7 protein-coding genes are annotated in these 11,541 nt (G+C 59.2%); 6 read left to right on the forward strand and 1 reads right to left on the reverse strand.

Annotation, left to right across the window (positions count from 1 at the left end):
* Positions 1 to 40: 40 nt before the first annotated feature.
* Genes ORG26_RS04680 through ORG26_RS04690 form a run of 3 tightly spaced genes read left to right on the forward strand, consistent with a single transcriptional unit; the run spans position 41 to position 5,652 of the window.
* Positions 41 to 3,220 (forward strand): efflux RND transporter permease subunit, encoded by a 3,180-nt coding sequence (locus tag ORG26_RS04680; RefSeq protein WP_266367369.1) that lies wholly within the window; start codon positions 41 to 43, stop codon positions 3,218 to 3,220.
* Positions 3,217 to 4,437, forward strand: coding sequence for a TolC family protein (locus tag ORG26_RS04685; RefSeq protein ID WP_266367370.1), 1,221 nt, complete (start codon positions 3,217 to 3,219; stop codon positions 4,435 to 4,437). Before ORG26_RS04680 ends, ORG26_RS04685 begins: the two co-directional genes overlap by 4 nt.
* An 18-nt stretch (positions 4,438 to 4,455) precedes the next feature.
* Entirely contained in the window at positions 4,456 to 5,652 is a 1,197-nt protein-coding gene (locus tag ORG26_RS04690) for an efflux RND transporter periplasmic adaptor subunit (protein WP_266367371.1), read from the forward strand.
* A gap of 98 nt (positions 5,653 to 5,750) precedes the next feature.
* Here ORG26_RS04690 and ORG26_RS04695 read toward each other — a convergent pair whose 3' ends face one another.
* Positions 5,751 to 6,992, reverse strand: coding sequence for a NupC/NupG family nucleoside CNT transporter (locus tag ORG26_RS04695; RefSeq protein ID WP_266367372.1), 1,242 nt, complete (start codon positions 6,990 to 6,992; stop codon positions 5,751 to 5,753).
* 219 nt (positions 6,993 to 7,211) lie between these two features.
* Between ORG26_RS04695 and ORG26_RS04700 the strand changes: the two genes are divergently transcribed.
* The 3 genes from ORG26_RS04700 to ORG26_RS04710 are packed head-to-tail and all read left to right on the forward strand — an operon-like array spanning position 7,212 to position 11,410.
* Positions 7,212 to 8,861 carry a phosphogluconate dehydrogenase C-terminal domain-containing protein gene (locus ORG26_RS04700; RefSeq protein WP_266367373.1) on the forward strand — a complete coding sequence of 550 codons (1,650 nt, stop codon included), beginning with the start codon at positions 7,212 to 7,214 and terminating at the stop codon, positions 8,859 to 8,861.
* 26 nt (positions 8,862 to 8,887) lie between these two features.
* Positions 8,888 to 9,895: a Gfo/Idh/MocA family protein gene (locus tag ORG26_RS04705; RefSeq protein ID WP_266367374.1), complete on the forward strand. Its 1,008-nt coding sequence runs from the start codon at positions 8,888 to 8,890 to the stop codon at positions 9,893 to 9,895.
* A gap of 51 nt (positions 9,896 to 9,946) precedes the next feature.
* Positions 9,947 to 11,410, forward strand: coding sequence for a sugar ABC transporter ATP-binding protein (locus ORG26_RS04710; RefSeq protein WP_266367375.1), 1,464 nt, complete (start codon positions 9,947 to 9,949; stop codon positions 11,408 to 11,410).
* Positions 11,411 to 11,541 lie beyond the last annotated feature (131 nt).

An 11,541-nucleotide genomic window follows, 5' to 3' on the forward strand; every position in this document is an offset into this window, starting at 1 on the left:
GTCCCTATTTTCCTGATTAACCATTCAGATACCGTATTTCATGATAGATAAACTGATTGCCTGGAGCGTCCGCAGCCCCTGGACGGTCGGCCTTTTGATGCTTGGGCTGATGATCTGGGGAAGCTTTTCGCTCAAAAACCTACCGATCGACGCGGTGCCCGACGTGACCAACCAGCAGGTAGACGTCATTACGAACTCGCCGAACCTGTCGTCGCTGGAAATTGAAAAATTCATCACTACGCCGATCGAAATGGCGATGGCCAACATTCCGGGCCTGATCGAAGTCCGCTCGACTTCCAAGTTCGGTTCGGCGGTGGTCAAGCTGATTTTTACGGACGAAACGGACATTTACTGGGCGCGCCAGCAGGTGTTCGAACGCCTCGAAGGGGTCAAGTCCGAAATTCCCGAAGGAGCCGGAACGCCGATTCTCGGACCGGTTTCGACGGGCCTGGGGGAGATTTATCAGTACGTTATCCGGAACGAGGACCCGGATAATCCAAACTATACATTAACCGAAATCCGGACCGTGCAGGACTGGTACGTGCGCCGCCAACTGCTGGGTATGGCCGGGGTTGCCGACGTCAGCGGCTACGGCGGGTACAGCAAGGAGTACCAGGCCAAGCTCAAACTGGACCGGATGCGGGCTTTGGGCGTGACCATCGACGATCTGTACGGCGCGCTGTCGGGCGGCAACAGCAACACGGGCGGGGCCTACATCGAGAAGGACAACAAAGCCTACACCATCCGCGGCATCGGTCTGGTGCAGAACCTGGAGGACATCGGCCGGACGGTCATCCGGAAAAACGGCCCCACGCCCGTGCTGGTCCGCGACGTGGCGGACGTGGAGTTCGGCCACGCCCTGCGGTTCGGGGCGCTGACGATGGACGGCCGCGGCGAAGTGGTCGGCGGCTCGGTGCTGATGATGAAAGGAGCCAACGGCAACGAAGTCATCGGGCGGCTGAAAGACAAGTTCGCCGAAATTCAGCGGGGACTGCCCAACGGGCTGGTCATCGAACCGTTCCTCGACCGTTCGAAGATCGTCAACGCGGCCATCAAAACCGTGGCGACCAACCTGATCGAAGGGGCCATCATCGTCGTTTTCGTGATTCTGGTTCTGCTGGGCAACTGGCGGGCGAGTCTGCTGGCCGCCTCGGTGATTCCGCTGGCGATGCTGTTTGCCTTTATCTGGATGGGGCAGTTCGGCGTCGTCGGCAACATCATGAGTCTCGGCGCCATCGACTTCGGCCTGCTGGTCGATCCGGCCATCATCGTCGTGGAATCCGTCGTGCTCTTTCTGGCCGTTGCGTTTCAAAAACGGCAGCAGCTGGCCCAGCAGAACGGCAAGTCTACGGTGCTGACCTACAAAGACCGGCAGGAAACCATCATTTCGGCGGTTTCGGAAGTGAAACAGTCGGTCGTGTTCGGCGGGCTGATCATCCTCATCGTGTACTTCCCGATTCTGACGCTGGAAGGCGTGGAAGGCAAGATGTTCTCGCCGATGGCCAAAACGGTAGGCTTTGCCATCCTCGGGGCTCTGCTGCTTTCACTGACCTACGTGCCGATGATGAGCGCCCTGATCCTGCGGCCGCCCAAAGACCCGCACGACCACGGTTTTTCGCAGAAAATCGTCGATTTCTTCTGGAAAGGACTGCGCCCGCTCGTGCGGGGCGGCCTGAAAGCCAAGCCCGTAGTGGTGGCCATGGCCATCGGCGTGCTGCTGGCCGGGGTGCTGGGCTTCAGCCGCATCGGTGGTGAATTTATCCCGAAACTGCAGGAAGGCGATATCGTCGTGGACATGGACCTGCCCGTCGGGACGCCCCTGACCGAGTCGATCCGGCAAAGCAAGCTGTTTCAGGAAGGGCTGATGAAGGCATTTCCGGATGAAATCGAAAGCGCGGTTTCCAAGATCGGTACCTCGGAGGTCAAGGTGGACCCGCTGCCGCTGGAATCGCAGGAACTGTACGTGTCGCTCACCGACAAGAAGACCTGGAAAAAGGCGAAGACGCAGGAAGAGCTTTCGGTGCTGTTCAACAACTACATGGCGCAGTTTCCGGGGCCGGTTTACGCCATTTCGCAGCCCATCGAAAGCCGGGTGAACGACATGATGAGCGGCGCCCGGACGGACGTGGTCGTGCAGCTCTACGGCCCGGACCTCGACACGCTGGTCACCAAGATGAAGCAGGTGATCCAGATCATCCGGCGCGTGCCGGGGGCGGTGGACGTGAAGGCGGCGAAAGTGTACGGGCTTCCGCAGCTTAACATCAAGTACGACCGGCAGCGGCTCGCCGTCCACGGCATCCAGGTGGAGCAGATTAACCGGACCGTGCAGATGGCCTTCGGCGGCGCAACGGCCGGGGTGGTCTACGAACAGGATAAACGCTTCGACCTGACCTTCCGGCTGACCGGCGACGACCGCGTGCGCCCCGAAAACATCGAAAACCTGCTGGTCAACGACCCCGACAACAACCCCATTCCGCTGCGCGAACTGGCGGTGATCACCGAGGATGTCGGCCCGTCCGAAATCATGCACAAGGACCTGAAGCGGGTGGTCAACGTCGGCTTCAACGTGCGCGAACGGGACCTCGAATCGGTGGTCAACGATGTGATTCGGGAGGTGAGCCGCGCCGTGCCGGTTTCGAAGGATTACAAAATCACCTACGGCGGCGAATTCGAAAACTTCAGCCGCGCCAAAGACCGGCTGGCCATCGTCGTGCCGATTTCGCTGCTCATCATCTTCGGCCTGCTCTACCTGTCGTTTGGCAATTTCCGCGACAGCCTGCTGATCTACGCCGTGGTGCCGCTGTCAGCCGTGGGTGGGGTGTTCTCGCTCCTGCTGCGCGACATGAACTTCAGTATCTCGGCCGGAGTCGGGTTCATCGCACTCTTCGGGGTGGCGGTTTTGAACGGGATTCTGCTCGTGAGCCACTTCAACGAACTGGGTCGTCAGGGTGTGACGGACCCCGACCAGCGGGTTTTGCGCGGACTGGAAGAACGCATCCGGCCGGTGCTGATGACCTCGTTCGTGGCCGCACTGGGCTTCATGCCGATGGCCCTCTCAACCAGCATGGGGGCCGAAGTGCAGAAACCGCTCGCGACGGTCGTCATCGGCGGCCTGCTGACGGCTACGGTCCTGACGCTCATCATCCTGCCGGTGCTGTACGCCCTGTTTGCCAAAAAATCTGTCCCCCAACCGAAAAAACTTGAAGAGGAAGTCGCATGATCGAATCACATAGAACATTTCGAATAAACCGAATAGCGGCCCTGTCGCTGGCGGCGGGTTTGCTGACCGTACCGGCCGTTCAGGCGCAACGGCTGCTGAGTCTGCCGGAGGCCATCAACATGGCTCTGGAAAATAACCCGCAGGTCAAAGTGGCCAATTTGCGGGTCGATAAGCAGCGCGCCCTGCTGCCCAGCGCGCTCAGCCTTACCGGGCCGGAACTCATTTTTGAAGCGCCGACCACCCGGCATTTTGAACCCGGCCTTCTAATGCCGTTTTCGCTGCCGACCGTTTACCGAAACCAGCGGAAGGTGCAGGAACAGCAGGTGCAGCTGAGCCAGACGGAAAAGCAGGTAACGACCAATACCCTGCGGTACAATGTCCGGACGATTTTTAACGAAATTCTGTACCTGCGGGAAAGCATCGCCAACTACCGCCGTCAGGACAGTCTGCTGCTGGATTTTGCGCGGGTGACGGGCGTGCGCCAGCGGGTGGGCCAGATCTCGCGGATTGAAGTCCTGAACGCCCAGTCGCAGCAACGCGAGATTCGCTACCTGCTCGACCAGACGCGCGCCCGGGTCCGGAGTGCCCGGATTCAGCTCGGTCTGCTGGTCGGGATGCCCAACGATACAACCCTGCAAGCAGCCGGAACCTTCGGAAAGCTGGCGTATTCGACGCCTTTTCTGTCAAGCGATTCAACGTTTACGCGCAACCCGCTGAGCGGTTTTTACCGCCAGAACCAGCGCCTCAGCGAGGCCAATCTGACGCTGGAGCAGAAACGCCGCCTGCCGAACATCATTGTCGGATACCTCAACCAGGGAACGGCCGAATCGCCCTGGCTCTACCGCTTCCGCTTCGGGATGTCGCTGCCGGTCTGGGGCTGGGTAGCCAGTTCGCGGATCAAGGCGGCGCAGACGGATGTCGCCATCGCCCGGACGCAGATTTCGCTGAATCAGTACGAGTTGCAGGGAAGCTACGACAAAGCCTTTGCCGACTACCTGCAATACCAGGAAGCTCTGGACTATTTTGAAACGATTGGCCTGCTCGAAGCGAACGAGATTGTCAAGGCAGCCCAGGACGGTTACCGGCTCGGCAGCATCGGCTATTACGACTACTTGCTGAACATTCAGCAGGCGTTCAAAATCCGGCTCGGCTACCTCGAAGCCCTGCGGAATTTCAATCAGGCCGTCATTACGCTTCAATACCTCAAAGGCGAGTAAATCTTAAAAAATATCACCATGAACCGATACCTCATTCTTTTTCTAAGCGCGGCTGCGGTCCTGACGGGCCTGAATGCCTGCCACGATTCCAACGGGAAAGACACCGAAGAGCCGGCCGCCGCGTCCGCCAATGCCGCCAATGCCGTGGTCGATGTCATCCGGCTGACGCCCCGGCAACTGGAGTCCGCCAACGTCAACCTCGTGCAGTTCGAAGACCGGACGCTGCAGCCCATCATTTACGCCAACGGGGTCATTACGCTCCTTCCGGACAGCAAGGCGGAGGTCAGCAGCCATATCGACGGCAAAATCGAGCAGATTTTCGTGCGCGAGGGCCAGAGCGTGAAGAAAGGCCAGCCGCTGGCCCGGATTTCGAGCTTTCAGCTGCTGGAATTGCAGAACGACTATGCCGCCGCCCACAGCGAAGTGGAATATCTGGAAGTGGAATACAAACGGCAGGACGAACTCCGCAAAAGCAACATCGGCGTACTAGCTGACTACCAATCCGTGGACGCCAAGCTGAAAGCCGCCCTCGCCCGCGAACGGGCGTTGAAGAACAAGCTCGACATCATCGGCGTACCCACGGCCAGCCTCATCCGGACAAAAGACGTGCGCATGACGTCTTCGCTGGTCGTCCGTTCACCGATTGACGGGTTTATCTTCAAATTTCACGAAAACATCGGTTCGACCGTCCAGCCGGAAACGCTGCTGGCCGAGGTCATCAACCCCAACCGCACGCAGGCGGACATTTACGTTTACGAAAAAGACGCGGACTACGTGCGCGAAGGCCAGCCCGTCGAGCTGCGCTTTGTGAACCATTCGTCAGCGCCGGTACGGGGTAAAGTGGCCTACATTTCCCGCTCCCTGGACGCCGAAAACCGGGCCATTACGCTGCACGTCACTTACGAACGTCCCAAAACCAGCAACCTGATGCTGGCGGACATGAACGTGCAGGCGCGGCTGATTGGCGTCGGCACGCGGACCAGCCAGAACACCCTGCCGCGCACGGCCATTCTGGACGACGGGGAGGCCAAGTTCATCTTCCTGACCAGCCGCTGGGAGAACGATACGATTCCCCTGAAAAAGCAGAAAGTGGAGATTGTGAGCCAGGGCGAAAGCTTCGTGGAAGTCCGCCCGGTCGGCAAAGTCCCCGCCGCTGTGAAGGTCGCCAACAACAACGTGCTGGCGCTGGAAGCGGAACGGAAGAAATTGGAATAGCGAATTAGTGAATAGCGAATTGGCGAATAAGCTCCGCTAAATCAGCATTCTGACCAAGCGGAGTCTATTCGCCAATTCGCTATTCACTAATTCGCAATTTAAAGAAGAAGCCCCGCCAGCGTAGCCGACATATAACTTGCCAGCGTGCCGCAGATGAGGGCTTTGAAACCGAGTTTGGCGAGATCGCGGCGGCGGTTGGGGGCCAGTTCGCCAATGCCGCCGACCTGAATGGCGATGGAGGAGAAGTTGGCAAAACCGCAAAGCGCGAAGCTGGTGATGGCTACCGTCTTGGGGTCAAGCGTTTCCTTCACCTTCACCAGATCGAGGTAGGCGACAAACTCGTTGACCACCATCTTGGTCCCCATCAGGGCGCCCGCCGTCTGGATGTCCTGCGTCGGAACGCCCATTGCCCAGGCAAAGATCGAGAACAGCTTACCCAGCAGGAAGTTCAGACTCAGGAACGTCACGCCGAAGCCGTTGTAGCCGATTTTGAACAGAATGGCATCCAGCAGGCCGATGAGGGCGATGAACCCGATCAGCATGGCAATCACGTTGAAGCCTACCTTCAGACCCTCGCTGGCTCCGGCCGCAATGGCGTCGAGGAGGTTGGCGTGCGTCTTTTTGATCTCCAGTTTGACCGTTCCGGACGTTTCGGACACCTGCGTTTCCGGGAACACGATTTTACTGATGACCAGCGCCCCCGGTGCGGCCATGATGCTGGCCGCCAGCAGGTAAGGAGCCGGCACGCCCAGCGAAATGTAGACGGCCAGTACGCCGCCGGCAATGCAGGCAAAGCTTCCCGCCATCGACGCCAGCAGCTCCGAATTGGTCATCCCTTTCAGGTACGGCTTGATCATGATCTGGGCCTCTACCTGTCCGACAAAAGTGCTGGACACGTTCGACAGCGCCTCGGCCCCGCTCACGCCCATCAGCCATTTCATCACACGCGCCATCACGGCGACCACCCGCTGCATGACACCGAGGTGGTAGAAGATATTGACCAGCACCGCGACGAAAATAATGGTCGGAATGACCCGGAAGAAGAAAATGAAATCATTCCCCGCGCCGAAAGCCCGGTCGAGCACGGCTTTATTCACCAGCGAGCCGAAAACAAAGCCCGCACCGGCATCGGCATACGAAAGCAGTTTGGCGACAATATTTCCCAGCCAGCCGAAGGTTTTTTGCCCGGCATCTGTCTTCAATACAAAAACGGCCAGCCCGAACTGAAGGCCCAACCCTACAAGGACAGTACGAAGATTTATGGCTTTACGGTTGTTGGACATTGCATAAGCAATACCCAGAATCAGAACGACTCCAATCAGTCCGGTGAAACGGCTCATTAAAAAGTTATATTGGTGAAGTACAAAGTTTGAAAAGCCTGCGAAGATACAAAGGTTTTCCTACAAACGAGAGCCACCGCTGGTTACAAATGGTCTTTCGTCCAAAGATTCACCAAGTTTTAATGGTTACTCCCTTTTTCATTTGGCAGGAAATTACAAAACCGGCCTCTGGCAAAAGGAGATTCCCGCCAGCGGCTGCTTTCCGAATAAAAAGGAAAAGTGCACCTGGGCCTTAGTTCGTATTCATTTCCCTGGGCGGTCGGAGTGCCGGGTTTTCGGCCCCAGACGCCGCTCTCTGCCTTTGATTTGCTGCAGAAAGCCGCCGAAGCCGGGCTCCGGGTTGTCCAGTTCGGCGATAATCTGCCGCTGCATACTCTGTCGGCCGACGAGCGGGCGGCCCTTTCCCGGCAGGCCCGCCAACTTGGCCTCCGGCTGGAAGTGGGCACGCGGCGCCTGACGCCGGACAACCTGAATGCGTACCTGTCCATTGCCCGGCAGCTGGGCTCTCCTTTTCTGCGGATGGTGATCGACGATGCCGACTACCATCCCGGCGAAAACGAAGTCATCCGGACGATCAACGAGTGCCTTCCGGCGCTCCGGGAGCAGCAGATTATTCTGGCCCTGGAGAACCACGACCGCTTCCCGGCCGCTTCGCTCGAACGCATCATCCGGGCGACCGACCCCGACGGGGTGGGCATCTGCCTCGATTCGGTGAATTCGCTGGGAGCCGACGAAGGAAGCCGGGAGGTGCTGCGGATTCTGGCCCCATACACGGTTAATTTCCACGTCAAGGACTTCACCATCCGGCGCGTCGAACATAAAATGGGCTTCGTGGTGGAAGGCTGTCCGGCCGGACAGGGCCTGCTGGACATTCCAGAAACCCTCGCCGAACTGGCCCGCCACGGCCGCTGCCGAACCGCCACGCTCGAAGTCTGGTCCAATCCGGAGCCGACCATCGAGGCCACCGTAGCCCGAGAAACGCGCTGGGTGCAGCAAAGTCTGGAGTACCTGAAACCACTATTTGACCAAAAAAATATGACCACGATTACGCTCGTCGGAGCAGGGGGCAAAATGGGTTGCCGGCTGACCGATAATTTTCTGAAGTACAGCCATTATCAGGTTCATTATCTGGAAGTGAGCGAGCGCGGCATTGATAACCTGGCTTCTCGGGGCGTGACGGTGAGTCGGCAGAAAGACGTCATTCCGCTCTCCGACGTAGTGATTCTGGCCGTACCGGACGTCACCATCGGCTCGATTTCGGAGGGCATCATTCCGCACATGAAACCCGGTGCGCTGGTGCTGACCCTCGACCCGGCCGCTCCGCTCGACGGCGTGATCGCCCACCGCGACGACCTGGGTTACGTCATCGCCCATCCCTGCCACCCGTCCATTTTCAACTGGGAGCCGACCGAAGCGGCGTTCCGGGATTTCTACGGCGGCATTTCGGCGAAACAGTCCATCGTCGTAGCGCTGATGCACGGCACGGAAGAGCACTATCAGCTGGGCGAAAAAGTGTCGCAGGACATGTACGCGCCCATCAGGGACACCCACCGGATTACGCTCGAACAGATGGCCATTCTCGAACCGGCGATGGTCGAGACGCTGGCGCAGACCTGCATGGAGGTCGTCAGGGAAGGCTACGACCGGATTGTCGCCCTCGGTGTTCCGGAGGCGGCCGCGCGGGATTTTGTGCTGGGCCACCTCCGCATCCAGATTGCGGTGCTGTTCAAAGAGGTCAACGGCTCGTTCTCGGATGCCGCCTACAAAATCAGCAAACGGGCCAAACCCCTGCTGTTCCGCGACAACTGGGAACGCATCTTCGACATGGACGACATCCGCGAGCAGGTGAGGGATATTACGACGAAGTAACTTGATCGTTCAACTTTAAACGTCTTATGCGCTTTTCCGTTTTCGGAACTGGTTTCTGGTCGAATTACCAGATTCCCGCCTGGCAGGAACTGGACGGGGTGGAGCTTGTGGCCGTCTACAACCGGACGCGCAGCCGGGCGGAGGACGTGGCGGCGCGGTTTGGGGTGCCCCGCGTCTTCGATAACCCGCAGCAACTGCTGGATGCCGAAACGCTGGATTTTGTGGACATCATCACCGACGTGGATACCCACCCGTTGTTCACCCGAATGGCCGCCGAACGCGGAATCGGGGTCATTTGCCAGAAGCCGATGGCCCCTTCGCTCCCGCTGGCGGAGGAGATGGTGCAGGTCTGCCGGACGGCCGGGGTGCCGCTTTTTATCCACGAGAACTTCCGGTGGCAGGCGCCCATCCGGGCGCTCAAACAGGCGCTGGACTCGGGCGTTATCGGACAGCCGTTCAAAGCCCGGGTGTCGTTCTGCTCAGGTTTTCCGGTCTTCGACAACCAGCCGTTTCTGGCCGAACTGGAGCGGTTCATCCTGACCGATATCGGCTCGCACGTGCTCGACGTCTGCCGCTTTCTGTTCGGTGAGGCGCGCAGCCTGTATTGCCTGACGCGGCGGGTCAACCCGACCATTCAGGGCGAGGACGTGGCGAATGTGTTCATGGAAATGGAAAGCGGTCTGCACTGCTACGCCGAGATGTCCTACGCCTCGATTCTGGAAAAAGAGTCGTTTCCGCAAACCCTCGTGCTGGTGGAAGGCGAACGCGGTTCGCTGCATCTGACCTACGATTTTGTCCTGAAAACGACCACGCGGCAGGGCACCACGGCGGAGACCATCCGACCCGTCCTGTACGACTGGCTCGACCCCGACTATGCCGTGGTACATTCCAGCATCGTAGACTGCAACCGCGACATTCTGCACGGGCTGCGGGGCGGACGGGCCGAAACGACCGGCGAGGACAACCTGCGGACGGTCCGGCTGGTCTGGGCCAGTTACCAGTCGGCGGAGCATCAGGAACTTGTCAGGTTTTAAAACATACCGCTGACCGGATTGCCGGTAGGCGCACGATCCTAAACCACGCCCATGCTTGAAATCCGGCATATCACCAAAACATTTCCCGGCGTGAAGGCCCTGGATGACGTTTCTCTGGCTTTTTGTCGGGGAGAGATTCACGCCATCTGCGGCGAAAACGGCGCGGGAAAAAGTACGCTCATGCACCTGATCGCCGGAACGATGCAGCCGGATGACGGAGAAATGCTGCTTGACGGCCAGCCCGTCCAGATGCGCAGTCCCGAGCAGGCCCGCGCGCTCGGCATCGCGCTCGTGCACCAGCACCGGAGCCTGTTCGGCAATTTGAGTGTGGCCGAAAACCTGTTTCCCGACAACCAGCCCCGGACCCGCTGGGGCCGGATCGATTTTCCGGAGCTGCACCGCCGGGCCGCCAGCCTCCTGCAAAGCCTGAAATTGCAGCGTCTGCCAACCCATCGCCTGGTGGCCGAGTTGTCGGCCGGTCAGCAGCAGATGGTGGAAATTGCCCGGGCGCTGGCCGCTTCGCCGCGCATCCTCATTCTGGACGAACCCACGGCTTCCATTTCGGAAAAAGACACCGACGTCCTCTTTGACCTGATCGATGATCTGCGGCAGCAGGGAAAGCTGATTCTGTACATTTCGCACCGCATGAAGGAAATCGGCCGCATTGCCGACCGGGTGACGGTGCTGAAAGATGGGCGGCATCAGGGAACGTTCGATGCCCGCCGGACCACGGTCGATGCGCTCATCAGCCGGATGGTCGGACGGCAGTTACAGGAGCAGTCCTTTGTCTCGAACCGGCAGGCCGACACGCTGCTGACGGTTCAGCAACTGAGCGGCCACGGATTTTCGGACGTTAGTTTTTCGGTTCAGAAAGGAGAAATCTTCGGGCTGGCGGGGCTGGTCGGGGCGGGCCGCACGGAACTGGCCAGAGCTATTTTCGGCGCCGACCCTTCCTCGGGAGCGGTTTTTCTGGAACAACAGTCCGTGAAGCTGACCCATCCGGCGGAAGCCGTGGCGCAGGGCGTGGCCTACCTGCCGGAAGACCGAAAAGCCTGGGCTCTTTTTCCCGAAAAAAGCGTGGCCGAAAACATGGTGGTCAGCGATCTGGAGGCCGTTTCCGAAAGCGGGCGTCTCAGCCGGGGCCGCATTCTGGGCGTCGCCGCCCGCTTTATCCGACAGCTAAACATCAAAACGCCGTCCGTCTCGCAACCCGTGGGACTGCTCAGCGGCGGCAACCAGCAGAAAGTAATTCTGGCGCGCTGGCTCCACAGCCATCCGCGCCTGCTGATTGCCGACGAACCGACGCATGGCGTGGACGTAGGCGCCAAGGCCGAAATCTACGAACTGCTCCGGAAGCTGGCCGCCCAGGGCGTCGGTATCGTGCTGATTTCGTCCGAACTGCCCGAACTCCTGCTGCTCTGCGACCGCGTCGGCGTCATGCGCACCGGCCAGCTGGCGGGCGTTCTGGAACGACCGGACTGTACCGAAGAACGAATCATGGAACTAGCGACGTGAGAATTTTGAATGATTGAATGGCTGAATGATAGCTCCGCAAAGGCTACCTGTACAACGACCTTAAGCCACAGCGGCGAACCACCTATCAGTCATTCAGTCATTCACTCACTCAATCATTCAAAATTCAATCA

Source organism: Tellurirhabdus rosea (assembly GCF_026278345.1).
GTDB lineage: Bacteria > Bacteroidota > Bacteroidia > Cytophagales > Spirosomataceae > Tellurirhabdus > Tellurirhabdus rosea.

Bases quoted from the DNA above. Each gene is read 5' to 3' on its own strand.
- ORG26_RS04680 (WP_266367369.1), top strand. From the start codon at position 41: ATGATAGATAAACTGATTGCCTGGAGCGTCCGCAGCCCCTGGACGGTC.
- ORG26_RS04685 (WP_266367370.1), top strand. From the start codon at position 3,217: ATGATCGAATCACATAGAACATTTCGAATAAACCGAATAGCGGCCCTG.
- ORG26_RS04690 (WP_266367371.1), top strand. From the start codon at position 4,456: ATGAACCGATACCTCATTCTTTTTCTAAGCGCGGCTGCGGTCCTGACG.
- ORG26_RS04695 (WP_266367372.1), bottom strand. From the start codon at position 6,992: ATGAGCCGTTTCACCGGACTGATTGGAGTCGTTCTGATTCTGGGTATT.
- ORG26_RS04705 (WP_266367374.1), top strand. From the start codon at position 8,888: ATGCGCTTTTCCGTTTTCGGAACTGGTTTCTGGTCGAATTACCAGATT.
- ORG26_RS04710 (WP_266367375.1), top strand. From the start codon at position 9,947: ATGCTTGAAATCCGGCATATCACCAAAACATTTCCCGGCGTGAAGGCC.